A 17,744-nucleotide genomic window follows, 5' to 3' on the forward strand; every position below is an offset into this window, starting at 1 on the left:
CTTTCCGTCCGGAATTTCGTTGAAACAAAGGATCCAGATCGGATCGCCGCGATCATTCCGCCGCGACGGCGACGGCATCGCTGTGGAATTCCTCGCGGTACGGCCTGGCGGTCGGCGGCAGTTCGCGCTTGAGGAAATAGTCCTCGTTGCGCAGCTGGCGGAGGAAAACCGGGATCATCTCGCGGTAGCCTGCCAGGATCGACGGCGTCGGCGCCGGCAAATCATGCTTGATCAGTTCATGCAGCTTCGGCAGCGCATGGTAGGGCACCATCGGGAACATGTGATGCTCGACGTGATAGTTCATGTTCCAGTAGATGAAGCGGCTGACCGGGTTCATGTAGACGGTACGGCTGTTCAGCCGATGGTCGATGACATTGTCGGCGAGGCCGCCATGCTGCAGCAGGCCGACCATGACGTGATGCCAGGCACCATAGAGCCTGGGCAGGCCAACCAGCATCAAGGGCAGGAACGAGCTGGTGTAGAGCGCCAGCGCGATGGTTGCGGCATAGATCGCGGTCCAGATGCGGGCAATGCGCATCGCCTTGGGCTGCTCCTGCTCGGGAATGAAAGTCTTTTCGGCCGCGCTGATGTTGCCGGCGGCGTTTCGCAGCATGTCCGACATAGCATGCCAGGCATCTGTTACACCGACAAAGCCGAGGAGCGCGCGCACCAGGTCCGGCGGCCGCATGACCGAGATTTCCGGGTCGCGGCCGACGATGATGGTGTCGGTGTGATGGCGCGTGTGGCTCCAGCGCCAGGTCACCGGGTTGCGCATGATCATGAAACAGGCGATCTGATAGACCGCATCATTCATCCACTGCGTCCGGAACGCCGTGCCGTGGCCGCATTCGTGCCAGCGTGAATCCGTCGACGAGCCGTAGAGGACGCCATAAACGAAGAAGAACGGCACGCACCACCACGTACCCCAGAACCAGGCGCCGCCGGCGCCGCTGACGAGGAGGGCGGCGAGCCAGATGGCGGTGTCGCGGATCGCCGGGCCGTCGGAGCGCTGCATCAGCTCCTTCATCTGCTTGCGGGGAATGTCGGTGTGATACCACTCGGCCGCCGACAGGCCGTTTTCCACGGCGAGCTTGGCGTCGCGGCCGATCAGGCTGTAGTCACGCCGGGACGGCGCTGCGGTCATGATTGCCTCCCTCGGCAAGGCACCCGCCCAAGCGAATGCCGCTTGCCCATTGGCTTCGAGCGTGAAAATACCGCTGAGCCATGATAGACTCAATATCACAAAGATAGTTTCTATCATTTCCTATCAGAATGATGTACCCTTGTCCCGCAATCGAACGAGGGCGATCATGGCGAAACGGCCGACCATAACCGATCTGGCGCGCATCTCCGGCGTCAGCGTTGCCACGGTGGACCGGGTGCTCAACAACCGTCTGCCGGTGCGCGAAGAGACCGCGCGCCGCGTCTACGAGACCGCGACCGAGATCGGCTATCACGCGGCCGGGCTGATCAAGCAGCGGATGCGCCATGAACTGCCGGAGTACCGGCTCGGCTTCCTGCTCTTGAGAGGCAATGATGTGTTCTACACGGAGTTCGCGCGGCAGCTCGAACTTGCGGTGGCGCAGTCGCAGCGTTTCCGCGGTGTCGCGATCATCGATTTCGCCAGTTCGCTGACGCCGGACGAAATCGTCGAGCACACGCGCAAGCTGGCCGCCAAATGCAGGGCGGTCGCGCTGGTCGGGCCGGATCACCCGACACTGACGGTCACCGTCGAGGAGATGAAAGCGAAAGGCCTGCCGGTGTTTTCGTTGCTGTCCGACTTCGCCGCCGGCATCCGCGAGGGCTATGTCGGCCTCGACAACCGCAAGGTGGGCAGAACCGCGGCCTGGATGATCTCGAAGGCGGCGAGGCGGCCGGGCAAGGTGGCGCTGTTCGTCGGCAGCCACCGTTTCCACGGGCATGAATTGCGCGAGATCGGCTTCCGCTCTTTCTTCCGCGAACAGGCGCCCGACTTCACCTTGCTGGAAACGCTGGTCAATCTCGAGGCCAACCAGATCACGCAGGACACGTTGCTCGAGCTTCTCGGCCGCCACCCCGATCTGGTCGGCTGCTATGTCGCCGGCGGCGGCATGGAAGGCGCGGTCGCCGCACTAAGGCAGGCGAGGCCAGCCGAGATGCCGGCAGTCGTCTGCAACGAGATCACGGCGGTCTCGCGTTCGGCGTTGGCGGACGGCATCCTGACGATGGTGATCTCGACGCCGCTGCCGGCGCTTTGCCGCGAACTGCTGGATCTGATGGCGCATGCCATCGAGACCGGTGCCGCGAACGCGCCGGGACAGACTTTTCTGCCGTTCGAGATCTACCTGCCCGAAAATATCTAGCGATCTCCAGTACTCCAGCCGTGTTTCGTCGGCGGATGAAAGAACCCATCACGGCTGATAGGTGCCGCATCGCCTGGCGATCCACCGCGGAATTGGCTGCGCAGCCGGCGTGCGACCGGCGGCTTCGCGCATGGCTTGTCTGCGTCGACATCAGAATCGCGCATCCGGTCTTGGAATCGCCCTTGACGTCTTGTGACGAAATGGAATAAATATTTCACTAGCTGGACATTTTGGTTCTTTCGTTCCGGAACGTCTGTTTCAAACAGAGGGCTCGGCGTTCCAGCCAAGGCAGGGAATGCCGCGCGGGACGAAACGATATCAGGGAGAGATTCCCCGGGGAGATCGGGGATTCCGGATAGATCGGTGCAACCGGACACCAAAAGTGGAGGAGAGATACAATGAAGAAACTGCTTTTGGGCGTCGCCTTCGCGGCGCTGATGAGTTCATCGGCCATGGCCGCCAAGATCGGCGTATCGATGGCCAAGTTCGACGACAACTTCCTCACCGTGCTGCGCAACGGCATGATCGCGCAGGCCAAGGGCATGAGCGGCGTCGAACTGCAGGTCGAAGACGCACAGAACGACGTCGCCAAGCAACTCGACCAGATCAAGAACTTCGCCGCTTCGGGCGTCGACGCGATCATCGTCAACCCGGTTGACACCTCGGCCACCCAAGCGATGTCGGACGCCGCCGCGGCTGCCAAGATTCCGCTTGTCTATGTCAACCGCGAGCCGGTCAACGTGAACACGCTGCCGGACAACCAGGCCTTCGTCGCCTCGAACGAGGCCGATTCCGGCACGCTCGAAACCAAGGAAGTCTGCCGCCTGTTCAAGGAAGCCGGCAAGAAGGAAGCCAATGTCTATGTGATCATGGGTGAGCTTTCCAACCAAGCCGCCGTGCAACGCACCAAGGACATCGAAGAGGTGATCGCCACGCCGGATTGCAGCTTCATCAAGATCATCGACAAGCAGACGTCGAACTGGAACCGTGACGAAGCGCAGAACCTGATGACCAACTGGCTGTCGACCGGCAAGAAGTTCGACGGCGTCATCGCCAACAATGACGAAAGCGCCATCGGCGCCATCCAGGCGATGAAGGCAGCCAACATCGACATGAAGTCGGTTGTCGTGGGCGGTGTCGATGCCACGCAGGACGCGCTTGCCGCCATGCAGGCCGGCGACCTCGACGCAACTGTGTTCCAGGACGCGGCCGGCCAGGGTGCCGGTGCGCTGGATGCGGCGCTCAAGCTGTCCAAGGGCGAGAAGGTCGAGCACAAGGTCTACGTGCCGTTCCAGCTCGTCACCCCGGCCAACATCGACAAGTTCCTGAAGAAGAACTGAGCCACGGACATACGGAGCGGCGCGCAAAAGACAGCGCCGCTCCCCTTTCCCTCAGCGCCTAAAGGCGCGAGGAACGACCGCGGCTGACGGAGGATAGAAGATTGGCACAGACATCTCATGGCGTCGGAGGGCTCACCTACGATGCGAAGAAGCGCGCATGGCCAGCCGAATTCAACGTTTTCCTGGCGCTCGTCATCCTCGTTGTCATCTTCGAAGCGATCGGCCGCATCTTTCTCGGCGACAGCTTCCTGTTCAACACCCGCAGCGATGTCTCGGGGATCTTCAATGAGGCGCGCCTGCAGATCATCATCCTGCAGGTGTCGATCGTCGGCATCATCGCCATCGGCGTGACGCAAGTCATCATCTGCGGCGGCATCGACCTGTCTTCCGGCTCTATCGTCGGCGCGACGGCGATGATCGCCATGAGTTTCGCCCAGGTGGCGACGGTCAACGGCAACCCCAACCCGAAGGCGATGTTCCTGGCACAAGGCTGGACCGACCTGCCGGTCATCGTGCCGGTGCTGGTGGCGATCGGCTGCGGCTTGTTCGCCGGCCTCGTCAATGGCTCATTGATCGCTTACACGCGCATTCCACCGTTCATCGCCACGCTCGGCATGATGGTCACCGCGCGCGGCATCGCCAAATGGTGGTCCAAGGGGCAGCCGATCTCGTTCCCGACCGACGGTTTCGCGGCGATCGGCAAGGGCCTGATGCCTGTCATCATCTTCCTGTCGCTGGCGATCCTTTTCCAGCTCATCATGACCTACACCCGCTACGGCAAGCATTGTTACGCGATCGGCTCCAACGAGGATGCCGCGCGCATGTCCGGCATCAAGATCGCCAACCACAAGATCCTGGTCTACGTTATCGCTGGCATTCTCGCCTCGCTCGCCGCGGTGGTGCTCTCCTCCAAGAACCTCACTGCGCAATCCGGCATGGGCGTGATGTACGAACTCGACGCGATCGCCATGGCGGTCATCGGCGGCGTCTCGCTGTCGGGCGGCCGCGGCTCGATCGTCGGTACGGTGATCGGCTCGCTGATCTTCGGCGTCATCATCTCCGGCTTCACCTTCCTGCGCCTCGACGCCTATTACCAGGAGATGGTCAAGGGCGTGATCATCGTCGGGGCTGTCGTTCTCGACCAGTGGCGCCAACGCCTGCGGGCATTGAGGGCTTAACCATGTCAGACATCGTCCTGAAGACTGAAAACCTGACCAAGCGCTATGGCGGCGTGCATGCGCTGGAAGGCGCGAACTTCGAGCTGCGCAAGGGCGAACATGTCGCCATCATGGGCGACAATGGTGCCGGCAAGTCGACCTTCGTGCGCCAGATCACGGCTGTCGAGCAACGCACCAGCGGCAAGGTCTGGTTCGACGGCAAGGAAGTGAATTTCACCGGCCCGATCGAGGCCCGCACGGCGGGCATCGAGACGGTGTTTCAGAACCTGGCGTTGGCCGATGATCTCGACGTGCCGTCGAACCTGTTCCTCGGCCGCGAAAAGGTGCTGTTCAATCTGGGGCCATTCTCGATCCTCGACCGCAAATACATGCGCAAGGCGACCGAGGCGGCGCTGGTGCGCACGGCGGTGAAAATCCCCAATCTCTCCAACACCATCCGCCACATGTCGGGCGGCCAGCGGCAGTGCGTGGCGATCGCTAGGACCGCCACTTTCGCCTCCAAGCTGATCATCATGGACGAGCCGACGGCGGCTCTCGGCGTGCAAGAAACGGCGCAGGTCGAAAACATCATCCGCACGCTGAAGGCCAATGGCGAGCCGCTGATCCTGATCAGCCACAATATGCGCCAGGTGTTCGACCTGTGCGACCGCATCGTCGTCTTCCGGCGCGGCCGCATCGTCGCCAATCTGCGCAAGGAGAACACCGACGGCCAGGATATCGTCTCCTACATCACCGGCGCCAAGACCGGAGAGGCGGAACTCGCGGCCTAAGGCGGGTGGTTGCCCGTTCCGGGACGATCTGCCGCGCCCAGAAAATACCCAGCCACCTTTCCCGTACGGGAAGGTGCGGACACAACGCCCTCGAACCCATCCCCTAGAGGAAATATCCATGACTGTTCGTTTCGCCCTCCTCGGTGCCGGCCGCATCGGCAAGGTCCACGCCCGCGCCGTCGGCTCCAATCCCGATGCAAAACTAGTGGCGGTGGCCGATGCCTTCGAGAAGGCGGCAAAGGAACTGGCGACAGCCTATGGCGCCGAGGTGCGCACCATCGACGCCATCGAAAAATCTAAAGACATCGACGCCGTCGTCATCTGCACGCCGACCGACACCCATGCCGATCTGATCGAACGCTTTGCCAAGGCCGGCAAGGCGATCTTCTGCGAGAAGCCGATCGACCTGAGCGTGAAGCGCGTGGAAAAATGCCTGGCCGTGGTCGAGAAGGCCAAGGCAACGCTGATGGTCGGCTTCAACAGGCGTTTCGATCCGCATTTCGCCGCCGTGCGCAAGGCGATCGACGACGGCGCCATCGGCACCGTCGAGATGGTCACCATCACTTCGCGCGATCCCGGCCCGCCGCCGCTGGACTATATCGCCCGCTCGGGCGGCATTTTTCGCGATATGACCATCCATGATTTCGACATGGCGCGCTTCCTGCTCGGCGAAGAGCCGGTGGCGGTCAGCGCGCATGCGTCTGTGCTGGTCGACAAGAAGATCGGTGCTGCCGGCGATTTCGACTCGGTCAGCGTCATCCTCGAAACCGCTTCCGGCAAACAGGCGGTCATCTCCAACTCGCGCCGCGCCACCTATGGCTATGACCAGCGCATCGAGGTGCATGGCTCGAAAGGCATGGTGGCTGCCGAAAACCAGCGGCCGGTGTCGATCGAAGTGGCAAACGACAAGGGCTATACGCGCCCGCCGCTGCACGACTTCTTCATGACCCGCTATCTCGACGCCTATGCCATCGAGATCGCCTCGTTCATCGCCGCCGCGACCTCAGGCAAGAAAGCGGCTCCGAGCGGCGCCGACGGCCTGGTGGCGCTGAAGCTGGCGGATGCGGCGCTGAAGTCGGCGACGACGGGCAAGACCGTCCGCCTCGACAAGTAAGAACCGGACCCAAGCCACAGGAGCAAAGCGATGAGCGCATCAGCCGATCGCAATTCGACAACACGCGCCATTGTCACCGGCGGCGCGCAGGGCATCGGCTTCGCCGTCGCCGAGGCGCTGGCCGACGAAGGCTGCCGGGCGCTGGCGCTTATCGGCCGCTCGCAAGAGAAGGGCGACAAGGCGGTCGCCCACTTCAAGAAGGCTGGCGTCGACGCGATCTTCATCAGCGCCGATGTCGCCAAGGTTGCCGATTGCAAGCGCGCGGTGGCGACCGCGCTCTCGCATTTCGGTACGCTGAACGCGCTGGTCAACGCAGCCGCCACCTCGGCACGCGGCTCACTGGTTGAAACCTCGGAAGAGCTCTTCGACCAGATCTTCGACACCAATGTGCGTGGCCCGTTCTTCCTGATGCAGGGGCTGGTCGCGCATCTCCTGGAGCGCAAGGCACCGGGCTCGATCGTCAACGTGCTGTCAATGTCGGCACATGCCGGCCAGTCCTTCCTGACGCCCTATTCGACCAGCAAGGGCGCGCTGATGACGCTGACCAAGAACGTCGCCAGCTCGTACCGAAAAAACCGCATCCGCTGCAACGCCGTGCTGCCCGGCTGGATGGACACCGAGGGCGAGGCGATCGTGCAGAAGAAGTGGCATGACGCGCCGGATGACTGGCTGGAAAAGGCCGAAGCCGCGCAGCCGATGGGCCAGTTGGTGAAGCCGGCACAACTCGCCCGGCTGATCACCTACATGATCAGCCCGCAGGCCGGCGTCATGACCGGGTCGCTGGTCGACTACGACCAGAACATTGCCGGAGTGATTGGCGAGTAGAAGCGATCGAGCAGCCCTACGTCCAGAAGCATCTCGGCCATCTGTTGGCCGAGATAGCCGAAAATATCAACGACTGCGTGACTGGTTGCGGACCAGTCAAAGGCACGCTCGCTCCCTGTTGCCGCCTCATCGCCACTCTTATATAGTCAAGATAGTCAGAATGGTCACGGAGGTTGAAATGCGTCCTGAGACCAAAGAGGATACCAACTGGACGGTCGCCGGAGCAAAGGCCCGGCTCTCGGAGGTTATCGAGCGCGCGCAGTCTTCGCCGCAGACGATCACCAAGAACGGCAAGCCAAGCGTGGTTGTCGTCTCGGCCGAGGAATGGCAGCGGAAGACCGTGCGCAAAGGTACACTTGCGCAGTTCTTGCTGGAGTCACCGCTGCGCGGCGCCGATCTCGACCTTGAACGTCAGCCCGACGAGCCGCGTAACCTGCTGCTGTGAGGCTGCTGCTCGATACGAATGTCCTGTCTGAGGTGACAAGGCCGGCGCCGGACGCACGCGTTCTGGACTGGCTGGACAGGCTTGATGAGGACCGCTCATTCATCAGCGTCATATCGATCGCTGAGATCAGGCGCGGCGTCGCCCTGATGGATGAGGGCCGGAAACGCGACGCACTGGCCGAATGGCTCGCTCGGGACCTGCCGCAGCGCTTCGAGCAAAGGGTTTTGCCGGTGGACGAACCGGTTGCCTTGGCCTGGGGCGACCTGATGGGCCTTGCCAAGCGCCGTGGTCGCGGCCTGTCATCGATGGACGGCCTGATCGCAGCCACGGCGATTGCGCGGCAGCTCACCTTGGCAACGCGCAATACCAGGGATTTCGAAGACTTCGGAATAGAACTCTTCGATCCCTGGACGGCATGAGCCGCCCGGCGCAGCATGTCGGAACTCAAGGGCTCATACGCCTGTGCCACAAGAGAACGTCTCGATGCATCCATATTGGAATCACGATTAACGGTCATCTTGGTGTCGGCATCACCGCGCGGTCGGAAGCCGACGCCTTGCAACTCTTCGAACTTGCCTTCAGATCCCCCGAGAAAATCATCCGCATCGAGATCATCAAGGACATGAACGATCTCGACCAAAATCACGTCGTGCCCAATTTGGGTGGAGCCAACTGGCTCCGGCGCGGCATCTGGTTTCCCCAGGGCCACGAGCACATTTCAAACTGAAACGCGGGGACGTGACAAACGCCTCCGCTTCGATTATATGAGCCTCATGATCAACCTGTCCGCCACGTATTGGTACTTTAGCAGCTCGCTGGCGGCGGGAGGATTGCGCTCGATCTGAAGATTGCAGCAACAAGATCCGAACAGCCGCCAGACCTGGCGGCTTTTTTGTTTCAGCCGGCAGGTCTCCTAAATCAGGAGCAGAAAGCCGTGTTGACCACCACAGACGACCTTCGGGTCAAGGAAATCCGAGAACTGAGCACGCCGGACCAGGTGATGCGGGAAATCCCGCGCACGTTGACGGCGACGCGCACCGTGAGCGCCTCACGCAATGCGATCCACGCCATCTTGAACGGCACCGACGACCGATTGCTCGTCGTCGTCGGCCCCTGTTCGATCCACGATCCGGTCGCGGCCGTTGACTATGCCAGCCGTCTGGCGGCGCTGCGCGAGACCTTGTCCGACCGGCTCGAGATCGTCATGCGGGTCTATTTCGAGAAGCCGCGCACCACGGTCGGCTGGAAAGGCCTGATCAACGATCCCGACCTCGACGGCAGCTTCAACATCGACAAGGGGCTGCGGATGGCGCGCAACGTGCTGTCGGCCGTCAACAATCTCGGCCTGCCGGCGGCGACCGAATTCCTCGACATGACCACCCCGCAATACATTGCCGACCTGGTCGCCTGGGGCGCCATCGGCGCGCGCACGACCGAGAGTCAGATCCACCGCGAGCTGGCGTCGGGCCTGTCCTGCCCGGTCGGCTTCAAGAACGGTACCGACGGCAATCTCAGGATCGCCGGCGAGGCGGTGAAGTCGGCCGCCCAACCGCATCATTTCATGGCGGTGACCAAGGGCGGGCGTAGCGGCATCGCGACGACCACGGGCAATGAGGACTGCCATGTCATCCTGCGCGGCGGCGTTCAGCCCAACTACGACGCGGCAAGCGTCGAGGCGGCCTCGGTCGAACTCGCCCGCATCGGTGTCGCACCCCGGCTGATGATCGATGTCAGTCACGCCAACTCGGCCAAGAAGCCGGAGAACCAGCCCAAGGTCGCGGCCGACGTGGCCGGCCAGGTGGCGGCGGGCGACGAGCGCATCATTGGCCTGATGATCGAAAGCAATCTCGTCGCCGGCCGGCAGGATGTGGTGCCCGGCAAGCCGCTCGTCTACGGCCAGAGCATCACCGATGGCTGCATCGACTGGGCCACCACCGAGACCGTGCTGCACGGCCTTGCCGGTGCTGTCGAATGGCGCCGGTCGACCCGCCGCGCCATGCTGGAAAGCCGGCAGGGCGCTGCCTGATACCACGACGATGTCGGAAGGGCGGCGTTAACGGGAATTACGCCGCCCTCAGCCCTTCCCAGGCGGTGAATACGGAGACCGCAAAGAGCAGCAACCCGGCCGCCCGGCCGGCAAGAATGGTTGCCCGCGGATTGGCGATCAAAAGGTTGCGGCTGCGGCCGGCCGATATCGCCAACCCGCCATAGATCGCGGCCTGGGTCAGGACCGTCAGCAGGCCCATGACCGTTGCCTGCATCCAGATCGGGCCGTAGTCCGGCTTCAGGAACTGCGGATAGACGGCGAGCACGAACAGATAAGCCTTCGGATTGATCAAGCAGGTCACCAGCCCCTGGCGAAATGCCTTCCATGAGGAGCGGCTGCCGGCTGGCCCATCATGGCCGACGGTGATGGAGCTGCGCATCAGCGTGATGCCGATGAAGGCCATGTAGGCGGCGCCGGCGAGCAGCAGCGGCGTGAACAGGATCGGCACGAAATGCATGAGCAAGCCAACGCCGATGGCACCGTTCAGCGTGTGCACCATGCCGCCGACCATGATGCCGCCGGTCGCGGCGAGGCCTCTGTCGCGGCCACCGGTCAGCGCATTGGCCAGCACGAATAGCATGTCCATACCCGGAACGGCGATGATGCCGAACAGCAGGATAAAGAACAGCCAGAGATTTTCCGCGTAACCCATGTCAGTTGCCTGCCCTCTCGTCCCACCAATTCGCCGCGGAACCTGTTGATTTTCAATTCGATAGGCAGTTCTATAGGTCGACCCAACTGACAATGGTGTGTCAGTTGCGATGGGAGCCGGGTGAGGAAATGCGCAAGGCGTCACGCCTGTTCGAGATCATCCAGATCCTGCGGCTGGCGCGGCAGCCGGTGACGGCGGCAATGATTGCCGAGCGGCTGGAAGTGACTGTACGTTCGATCTATCGCGACATCGCGGCGCTGCAGGCGATGCGCGTGCCGATCGAAGGCGGGCGCGGCATCGGCTACATCCTGCGTCCCGGATTCGACCTGCCGCCGCTGATGTTTTCGATCGAGGAGATGGAGGCGATCGTCCTGTCGCTGGCGCTGCTGGAGCGCACCGGAGACGACGAGCTCAAGCAGGCAGCCAAACGTGTCAGCGCCAAGATTGCCGGCGCGGTGCCGCCGCCGCTGCGCCAGACATTCGAAGCCAATGCACTGCATGCCTGGGGTTTCGCCGCGCCCTCGGCCGGCACGATCGATCTGGCGCTGGTGCGCCGCGCCATCCGCGACGAGGAGAAGCTCGACCTTTCCTATCGCGACGAAATGGGCCGCGCCTCCGAGCGCCTCATCCGCCCGATCGCGCTCATCTACTACGCCGAGACCGCCAACATCGTCGCCTGGTGCGAGTTGCGCCAGGCGATCCGCAATTTCCGCAGCGACCGCATCGAGGATTGCCAACCGACCGGACTGCGCTTCAAGGGAGAAGGCGACCGCTTGCGGCAGATCTGGGTGGACGGCTGGGAGACCCCGGCCGTCGGCGGTTGAGGCGAGCGGATATTACCGCACCTCCACCCAGCGCTTTTCCTGGAAGGAGCGCGCCATGGCGTGCACGGTGCGCTCGATCTCCAGCCCTTCGGCGAATTCGATGAGCCGTGCCGGTCTGCCATCGAGCCGCGTCAGCAATTCATGGCACTCGATGATCTTGAGATCGTTGAAACCGAGGCCGTGCCCGGGTGCCGGCAGGAAGGCGTCATAGGGCTTGTGATGCGGCGCCACCAATATGGTGCGGTAACCCTGTTCGGTCGGGCGATCCGATGTGAGGTAGAGCTGGATTTCGTTCATCCGCTCCTGGTCGAACAGGATCGACCCTTTCGAGCCGAAAATCTGAATGGCGATGCGGCCCTTGCGGCCCCAGGCCGAGCGGTTGACCTGAAGCGTGCCGGCAATGCCGTTTTCCAGATGCATCAAAACGCTGGCGATATCATAGGTCTCGACCGCGCGGCGTCCGCCTGTTGCCAGCTTGCGGTCGGCATAAGGCTTGGCCATGTCGCAGATGACGCTGGCGACGCGGCCGAACAGGGCCGAGACCAGCGACAGCGGATGGACGGCGAAATCGTCGAGCGCGCCATAGCCGGAAGCCGCCTCGTGCTTCCAGAAGAACAGCGCTTCGGGATCGGCCATGAAATCCTCATCCATCTCGATGCGCAGATGGTTGACCTCGCCGATGATCTTCTCGTCGAGCAGCGCGCCGATGTGACGGATGGCCGGGCTCTGGATGTAGTTGTAGCCAAGCGCCGCGACCTTGCCGGATGTCTTCGCCGCTTCCGCCATCGCCTCGGCTTCGGCAAAGCTCGGCGCCATCGGCTTTTCGCACCACAGATGCTTGCCGGCCTCCAGGATAGCGATGGCCATCTCGGGATGGAACTGGTTGGGCGTGGTCAGCGACACGATGTCGACCTCGGGATCGTTGACGACGGCGCGCCAGTCGCCGGACGCCTTGGCGAAACCGAACTCGCCGGCCTTGCGCTGGGCCAACTCCTCGTTGACCTCACCGAGATGGACGAGTTTCGGCTTGGCGACATCTGGAAAGACGGCGCCGACGGCACTCCACGCGATGGCATGGCATTTGCCCATGAAGCCCGTGCCGATAAGACCTACGCCGACCATTTTCCGTTTCTCCACCACATGAAGCGCTGGGTGGATGAATTAGTCCATTTCTTCCTGAAATGGAATGTCTGCCTCATTTTTTATGGCGTTCTTGCGCAGGCTCGCTATGATGGGGCAGAGAGGGCGTTTCACGGATGAGCTTGGACGGGCCGACGATGGACGAACGGGTACCTCGCGACTTCGAGACGCTGCGCGCCACAATCCTCGATCGGCGCGAAAGCCTGCCCAAGCGTATCGCCCAGATCGCGGCCTACGCACTCGACAATCCCGACGACATCGCCTTCGGCACCGCCGCCAGCATCGCCGCCTCGGCCGGCGTGCAGCCTTCGACCCTGATCCGCTTTGCTCAGCAGCTTGGCTTCGACGGCTTCACCAGCCTGCAGCAGGTGTTTCGCGAGCGGCTGCGCGAACGCAACTCGTCCTATGACGAACGGTTGCAGGCGCTGCGCGTCAAGGCCGAGGGCGGCGCCGGTCATCGTGCCATCTTCGACGGCTTCGTCGCCGCCGCCAGCACCTCGCTCAACGACATTTCCCGCACGCTGGACGATGCGCATCTGGAAGATGCGATTTCGCTGTTGGCAAAGGCGCAGACCATCTATGTCTTGGCCAAGCGGCGCTCCTACCCAGTGGCGTCCTACATTGCCTATGCGCTCGGCAAGCTGAAGATCCGCAACCAGCTGATCGAATCGGCCGCCGGGCTGAACGCCGAGATGGTCAGCTTCGCCACGCCGGCGGACGCCGTCATCGCCATCTCCTTCTCCCCCTATGCGCCGGCCACCATCGAGGAAGCCCGCACCATTTCGGAACAGGGCGTGCCGATCGTCGCCATCACCGACAGCTCGTTTTCGCCGCTTGCCCAGTTCGCCAGGGTCTGGTTCGAGGTTGCCGAGGCGGATTTCGCCGGCTTCCGTTCGCTGTCGGCGACGATGGCGCTGGCCATGGCTCTGACCGTCGGCGTCGGCGAGAAACGGCGCGACTCCACCCGCAAGCGCAGGGCCTGATCGGCTATCCCAAAAGGCAATTTTAGATCGGGGAATGCTCATTCCATATTGACTATGGATTGGAATTATTATTTCATATTCCCGGCACCACGCCGCCGCTCGCGCGTGTTACCCAAACAATGTTGTTCCTGACAACAAGACTGACGGGAGGTTCCAATGAGCGAAGCCGTGGACGCCAAACAGGCGCCGCTCGACGTCATCACCATCGGTCGTGCTTCCGTCGACCTCTACGGCCAGCAGATCGGCTCGCGGCTGGAGGACATTACGTCTTTCGCCAAGTCGGTCGGCGGCTGCCCGGCCAACATTTCGGTCGGCACCGCGAGGCTTGGCCTGCGCTCGGCGCTGCTGACGCGCGTCGGCGACGAGCAGATGGGCCGCTTCATCCGCGAGCAGCTCAAGCGCGAAGGCGTCAACACCGACGGGCTGAAGACCGACAAGGAACGACTGACCGCCCTGGTGCTGCTTTCGGTCGAAAGCGAAGGCGTTTCGCCGATGATCTTTTACCGCTCAGACTGCGCCGACATGGCGCTGGCGCCGGAAGACATCGACGAGGCCTTCATCGCTTCGGCGCGTTCGATCGTCGTCACCGGCACGCATTTTTCTCGCCCCAACAGCGACGCCGCCCAGCGCAAGGCGATCCGCATCATGAAGGCCAAGGGCGGCAAGGTGGTCTTCGACATCGACTATCGGCCCAATCTGTGGGGCCTCGCCGGCCATGCCGAGGGCTTCGAGCGTTACGTCAAATCCGACCGGGTCTCGTCCCAGCTGAAGACCGTGCTGCCCGATTGCGATCTCATCGTCGGCACCGAGGAAGAGATCATGATCGCCTCGGGCGCCGACGACTGCCTGAGCGCGCTGAAGACGATCCGCGCGCTGTCGGCGGCCACCATCGTCTTGAAGCGCGGCGCCATGGGCTGCATCGTCTATGACGGACCGATCAGCGACGATCTCGAGGACGGTGTCGTCGGCAAGGGTTTTCCGATCGAGATCTACAATGTGCTGGGCGCCGGCGACGCCTTCATGTCCGGCTTCCTGCGCGGCTGGCTGGGCGGTGAAGACCATGCGACGGCGGCGACCTGGGCCAACGCCTGCGGCGCCTTCGCCGTGTCGCGGCTGCTCTGCGCACCGGAATATCCGACCTTCGAGGAGTTGCAATTCTTCCTCAAGAACGGCAGCAAGCATCTCGCTTTGCGCAAGGACGAGGCGATCAACCACATCCATTGGGCAACGACCCGCCGGCGCGACATTCCCTCGATGATGGCGCTCGCCTGTGATCATCGCATCCAGCTCGAGGATGTCGCGGCGAAGGCCGGCGCCGATCCGGCGCGCATCCGCGATTTCAAGGTGCTGGCGGTCAAGGCGGCAGCCAAGGTTGCCGCCGGCCGCGACGGCTACGGCATGCTGATCGACGAGAAACATGGCCGCGAGGCGATGTTCGAATTCGCCAGGCATCCCTTCGCCTGGCTTGGACGGCCGGTCGAACTGCCGGGCTCGCGGCCGCTGCGCTTCGAGTTCTCGCAGGATATCGGCTCGCAGCTCACCGAATGGCCGGTCGACCATTGCATCAAATGCCTGTGCTTCTACCATCCCGACGATCCCCAAGCGCTCAAGGAAGAACAGCAGCAGAAGCTGCGCGCGCTGTTCGAGGCCGCACGCAAGGTCGGCCGCGAATTGCTCGTCGAGATCATCGCCGGCAAGCACGGCAAGCTCGACGACACGACCATTCCGCGCGCGCTGGAGGAACTCTATGCGCTCGGCATCAAGCCCGACTGGTGGAAGCTCGAACCGCAGGCGTCGAGCGGCGCCTGGGCCAAGATTGAAGCGGTCATCCTGAAACACGATCCCTGGTGCCGTGGCATCGTGCTGCTTGGCCTGGAAGCGCCGCAGCACGAGTTGGAAGCGGCTTTCGCCGCCACCGCCAAGGCGCCGATCGTCAAGGGTTTTGCCGTCGGCCGCACCATCTTCGTCCACGCGGCCGAAGAGTGGCTGGCCGGCAGGATGTCTGATGACGAGGCCGTCGCCGACATGGCCTCGCGCTTCGAACAGTTGACCGAGGCGTGGCTTGCCGCGCGTGGCCGTAAAGCAGCATAAAGGCGCGGCATAAGACTGCGGAGGAAACCACCATGAGCAAGACAATCCGCCTGACGATGGCGCAGGCGCTGACCCGCTTCCTATCCCGTCAGATGGCCGAGATGCACGGCACAAAAGTACCGATTTTCGGCGGTGTCTGGGCGATCTTCGGCCATGGCAATGTCGCCGGCATCGGCGAGGCGCTCTACCAGGTGCGCGACGAATTGCCGACCTTCCGCGCCCACAACGAACAGGCGATGGCGCATGCGGCGATCGCCTATGCCAAGGCCAATTTCCGCCGCCGCTTCATGGCGGCAACCTCGTCGATTGGACCAGGTGCGCTCAACATGGTGACGGCGGCGGCACTTGCGCATGTAAACCGGCTGCCTGTGCTGTTTCTGCCCGGCGATGTCTTCGCCAACCGCATCCCCGACCCGGTGCTGCAGCAGGCCGAGGATTTTTCCGACGGCACGGCGACGGTCAATGACTGCTTCCGTCCGGTGTCGCGCTATTTCGACCGCATCACGCGGCCCGAGCAGATCATCCCGGCGCTCAACCGCGCCATGGCCGTGCTGACCGATCCAGCCGATTGCGGTCCGGTGACGCTGTCGCTCTGCCAGGACGTGCAGGCCGAGGCCTATGACTACCCCGAGAGCTTTTTCGCCGAACGGACCTGGCACCAGCGCCGGCCACGCCCGGACCGCCACGAACTTGCCGCCGCTGCGGCGGCGCTCAAGGGTGCGAAGAAGCCGCTGGTGATCGCCGGCGGCGGCGTGCTGTATTCGCAGGCCTCCGATGCGCTGGCGAAATTCGTCGAAAGCGCCGGCATTCCGGTCTGCGAGACGCAAGGCGGCAAATCCTCGCTGCCGGACGATCATCCGCTCAACATGGCGGCGGTCGGCGTCACCGGAACCTCGGCCGCCAACCGGCTGGCGGAAGAGGCCGATGTCGTGCTGGCCATCGGCACGCGCCTGCAGGATTTCACCACGGGCTCGTGGGCGCTGTTCAAGAATTCCGGCAAGACCATCATCGGGCTCAACGTCCAGCCTTTCGATGCCGGCAAGCACCGTGCGCTGCCGCTGGTCGCCGATGCGGCCGAGGGGCTCGCCGAGCTCGGTGCCGCGCTGAAAGGCTGGAAGGCACCTGCCGTCTGGACCGACAATGCGGCCACCGGCAAGAAGGAATGGCAGACCGACGCGGCCAAGGTGACCGCCTCGACCAATGCCGCTTTCCCGTCCGACGCGCAGGTGATTGGTGCCGTACAGCGGGCCATGGGCTCCGGCGTGACGCTGCTGCATGCCGCAGGCGGCCTGCCGGGCGAATTGCACAAGCTTTGGCAGGCAGGTGCACCCGGCTCCTACCATGCCGAATACGGCTTCTCGACCATGGGTTACGAGATTGCCGGCGGGCTCGGCACCAAGATGGCGAAGCCCGGCGAAGAGGTCGTCGTGATGATCGGCGACGGTTCCTATCTGATGCTGAATTCCGAGATCGCCACCTCGGTGATGCTCGGCTTGAAGCTGACCATCGTGCTGCTCGACAACCGCGGCTATGGCTGCATCAACCGGCTGCAGATGGCGACCGGCGGCGCCAACTTCAACAACCTGTTGAAGGACTCGCGCCACGAGGTCCTGCCCGATGTCGACTTTGCCGCGCATGCGGCGAGCATGGGCGCGATCGCCGAGAAGGTGCCGTCGATCGCCGGGCTGGAAAACGCCCTGCAAAAGGCAAAGAAGAACGACCGCACCACCGTGCTGGTCATCGACACCGATCCGCTGGTTTCCACCGATGCCGGTGGCCATTGGTGGGATGTGGCGGTGCCGGAAGTCTCGGCGCGCCCGCAGGTCAACGCGGCACGCAAGGCCTATGACGAGAAGCGGCAGATGCAGACCATCGGCGATTGATGCTAAGTCAGCGCCGCCCCCTACCTCCCCCTTTGTGGGGAGGTCGGACCGAAGGTCCGGGTGGGGTCTGGCGCCGCACCCCCACCCCGCTGCTTCGCAGCGACCCTCTC

The 17,744-nt window shown here is 63.2% G+C and carries 17 protein-coding genes; 14 read left to right on the top strand and 3 right to left on the bottom strand.

The window, feature by feature from the left end; genetic code table 11:
• Nucleotides 1–52 precede the first annotated feature (52 nt).
• On the bottom strand, nucleotides 53–1,144 hold the full coding sequence (locus tag AC04SF_RS12975; RefSeq protein WP_488478115.1) for a fatty acid desaturase family protein: 1,092 nt from the start codon (nucleotides 1,142–1,144) through the stop codon (nucleotides 53–55).
• A 166-nt stretch (nucleotides 1,145–1,310) separates the two neighbouring features.
• On the opposite strand from AC04SF_RS12975, the gene AC04SF_RS12980 reads away from it, so the two are divergent.
• The 10 genes from AC04SF_RS12980 to AC04SF_RS13025 all read left to right on the top strand — a co-directional run bounded on the left by AC04SF_RS12980 (nucleotide 1,311) and on the right by AC04SF_RS13025 (nucleotide 10,040).
• Complete coding sequence (locus AC04SF_RS12980) at nucleotides 1,311–2,342, top strand: LacI family DNA-binding transcriptional regulator (protein ID WP_488478116.1); 1,032 nt, start codon at nucleotides 1,311–1,313, stop codon at nucleotides 2,340–2,342.
• A 398-nt stretch (nucleotides 2,343–2,740) separates the two neighbouring features.
• Nucleotides 2,741–3,682, top strand: a complete 942-nt coding sequence (locus AC04SF_RS12985; RefSeq protein ID WP_096452683.1) for a sugar ABC transporter substrate-binding protein — start codon at nucleotides 2,741–2,743, stop codon at nucleotides 3,680–3,682.
• Nucleotides 3,683–3,783: 101 nt separating this feature from the next.
• Nucleotides 3,784–4,860 carry an ABC transporter permease gene (locus AC04SF_RS12990; protein WP_202351881.1) on the top strand — a complete coding sequence of 359 codons (1,077 nt, stop codon included), beginning with the start codon at nucleotides 3,784–3,786 and terminating at the stop codon, nucleotides 4,858–4,860.
• A gap of 2 nt (nucleotides 4,861–4,862) precedes the next feature.
• Entirely contained in the window at nucleotides 4,863–5,630 is a 768-nt protein-coding gene (locus AC04SF_RS12995; protein ID WP_096452679.1) for an ATP-binding cassette domain-containing protein, read from the top strand.
• Nucleotides 5,631–5,748: 118 nt separating this feature from the next.
• Nucleotides 5,749–6,744, top strand: coding sequence for an inositol 2-dehydrogenase (iolG, locus tag AC04SF_RS13000; protein ID WP_488478117.1), 996 nt, complete (start codon nucleotides 5,749–5,751; stop codon nucleotides 6,742–6,744).
• Nucleotides 6,745–6,774: 30 nt separating this feature from the next.
• Nucleotides 6,775–7,569 (top strand): SDR family oxidoreductase, encoded by a 795-nt coding sequence (locus AC04SF_RS13005; protein ID WP_488478118.1) that lies wholly within the window; start codon nucleotides 6,775–6,777, stop codon nucleotides 7,567–7,569.
• Nucleotides 7,570–7,729: 160 nt separating this feature from the next.
• Entirely contained in the window at nucleotides 7,730–8,014 is a 285-nt protein-coding gene (locus tag AC04SF_RS13010) for a type II toxin-antitoxin system Phd/YefM family antitoxin (protein WP_488478119.1), read from the top strand.
• Entirely contained in the window at nucleotides 8,011–8,433 is a 423-nt protein-coding gene (locus tag AC04SF_RS13015; protein WP_488478120.1) for a PIN domain-containing protein, read from the top strand. Before AC04SF_RS13010 ends, AC04SF_RS13015 begins: the two co-directional genes overlap by 4 nt.
• Nucleotides 8,430–8,741, top strand: a complete 312-nt coding sequence (locus AC04SF_RS13020; protein ID WP_488478121.1) for a hypothetical protein — start codon at nucleotides 8,430–8,432, stop codon at nucleotides 8,739–8,741. The genes AC04SF_RS13015 and AC04SF_RS13020 overlap by 4 nt, the downstream gene beginning before the upstream one ends.
• Nucleotides 8,742–8,948: 207 nt before the next feature.
• Nucleotides 8,949–10,040 (top strand): 3-deoxy-7-phosphoheptulonate synthase, encoded by a 1,092-nt coding sequence (locus AC04SF_RS13025; protein ID WP_488478122.1) that lies wholly within the window; start codon nucleotides 8,949–8,951, stop codon nucleotides 10,038–10,040.
• A gap of 37 nt (nucleotides 10,041–10,077) precedes the next feature.
• Here AC04SF_RS13025 and AC04SF_RS13030 read toward each other — a convergent pair whose 3' ends face one another.
• Nucleotides 10,078–10,713: a LysE family translocator gene (locus AC04SF_RS13030; RefSeq protein ID WP_488478123.1), complete on the bottom strand. Its 636-nt coding sequence runs from the start codon at nucleotides 10,711–10,713 to the stop codon at nucleotides 10,078–10,080.
• Between the two features lie 128 nt (nucleotides 10,714–10,841).
• Between AC04SF_RS13030 and AC04SF_RS13035 the strand changes: the two genes are divergently transcribed.
• On the top strand, nucleotides 10,842–11,537 hold the full coding sequence (locus tag AC04SF_RS13035; protein ID WP_488478124.1) for a helix-turn-helix transcriptional regulator: 696 nt from the start codon (nucleotides 10,842–10,844) through the stop codon (nucleotides 11,535–11,537).
• 12 nt (nucleotides 11,538–11,549) lie between these two features.
• Here the strand turns inward: AC04SF_RS13035 and AC04SF_RS13040 are convergent, their stop codons facing one another.
• Nucleotides 11,550–12,659 (bottom strand): Gfo/Idh/MocA family protein, encoded by a 1,110-nt coding sequence (locus AC04SF_RS13040; protein WP_488478125.1) that lies wholly within the window; start codon nucleotides 12,657–12,659, stop codon nucleotides 11,550–11,552.
• Nucleotides 12,660–12,814: 155 nt separating this feature from the next.
• On the opposite strand from AC04SF_RS13040, the gene AC04SF_RS13045 reads away from it, so the two are divergent.
• The 3 genes from AC04SF_RS13045 (at nucleotide 12,815) to iolD (ending at nucleotide 17,634) form a co-directional block, all read left to right on the top strand.
• Complete coding sequence (locus AC04SF_RS13045; protein WP_488478126.1) at nucleotides 12,815–13,660, top strand: MurR/RpiR family transcriptional regulator; 846 nt, start codon at nucleotides 12,815–12,817, stop codon at nucleotides 13,658–13,660.
• A 156-nt stretch (nucleotides 13,661–13,816) separates the two neighbouring features.
• On the top strand, nucleotides 13,817–15,751 hold the full coding sequence (locus tag AC04SF_RS13050) for a bifunctional 5-dehydro-2-deoxygluconokinase/5-dehydro-2-deoxyphosphogluconate aldolase (RefSeq protein ID WP_488478127.1): 1,935 nt from the start codon (nucleotides 13,817–13,819) through the stop codon (nucleotides 15,749–15,751).
• Nucleotides 15,752–15,783: 32 nt separating this feature from the next.
• On the top strand, nucleotides 15,784–17,634 hold the full coding sequence (gene iolD, locus AC04SF_RS13055) for a 3D-(3,5/4)-trihydroxycyclohexane-1,2-dione acylhydrolase (decyclizing) (RefSeq protein WP_488478128.1): 1,851 nt from the start codon (nucleotides 15,784–15,786) through the stop codon (nucleotides 17,632–17,634).
• Nucleotides 17,635–17,744: the final 110 nt, after the last annotated feature.

This window comes from Mesorhizobium sp. CNPSo 4671 (genome assembly GCF_057784245.1).

Bases quoted from the DNA above. Each gene is read 5' to 3' on its own strand.
- AC04SF_RS12975 (WP_488478115.1), bottom strand. From the start codon at position 1,144: ATGACCGCAGCGCCGTCCCGGCGTGACTACAGCCTGATCGGCCGCGAC.
- AC04SF_RS12980 (WP_488478116.1), top strand. From the start codon at position 1,311: ATGGCGAAACGGCCGACCATAACCGATCTGGCGCGCATCTCCGGCGTC.
- AC04SF_RS12985 (WP_096452683.1), top strand. From the start codon at position 2,741: ATGAAGAAACTGCTTTTGGGCGTCGCCTTCGCGGCGCTGATGAGTTCA.
- AC04SF_RS12995 (WP_096452679.1), top strand. From the start codon at position 4,863: ATGTCAGACATCGTCCTGAAGACTGAAAACCTGACCAAGCGCTATGGC.
- iolG (WP_488478117.1), top strand. From the start codon at position 5,749: ATGACTGTTCGTTTCGCCCTCCTCGGTGCCGGCCGCATCGGCAAGGTC.
- AC04SF_RS13005 (WP_488478118.1), top strand. From the start codon at position 6,775: ATGAGCGCATCAGCCGATCGCAATTCGACAACACGCGCCATTGTCACC.
- AC04SF_RS13010 (WP_488478119.1), top strand. From the start codon at position 7,730: ATGGTCACGGAGGTTGAAATGCGTCCTGAGACCAAAGAGGATACCAAC.
- AC04SF_RS13020 (WP_488478121.1), top strand. From the start codon at position 8,430: ATGAGCCGCCCGGCGCAGCATGTCGGAACTCAAGGGCTCATACGCCTG.
- AC04SF_RS13030 (WP_488478123.1), bottom strand. From the start codon at position 10,713: ATGGGTTACGCGGAAAATCTCTGGCTGTTCTTTATCCTGCTGTTCGGC.
- AC04SF_RS13035 (WP_488478124.1), top strand. From the start codon at position 10,842: ATGCGCAAGGCGTCACGCCTGTTCGAGATCATCCAGATCCTGCGGCTG.
- AC04SF_RS13040 (WP_488478125.1), bottom strand. From the start codon at position 12,659: ATGGTCGGCGTAGGTCTTATCGGCACGGGCTTCATGGGCAAATGCCAT.
- AC04SF_RS13045 (WP_488478126.1), top strand. From the start codon at position 12,815: ATGGACGAACGGGTACCTCGCGACTTCGAGACGCTGCGCGCCACAATC.
- AC04SF_RS13050 (WP_488478127.1), top strand. From the start codon at position 13,817: ATGAGCGAAGCCGTGGACGCCAAACAGGCGCCGCTCGACGTCATCACC.
- iolD (WP_488478128.1), top strand. From the start codon at position 15,784: ATGAGCAAGACAATCCGCCTGACGATGGCGCAGGCGCTGACCCGCTTC.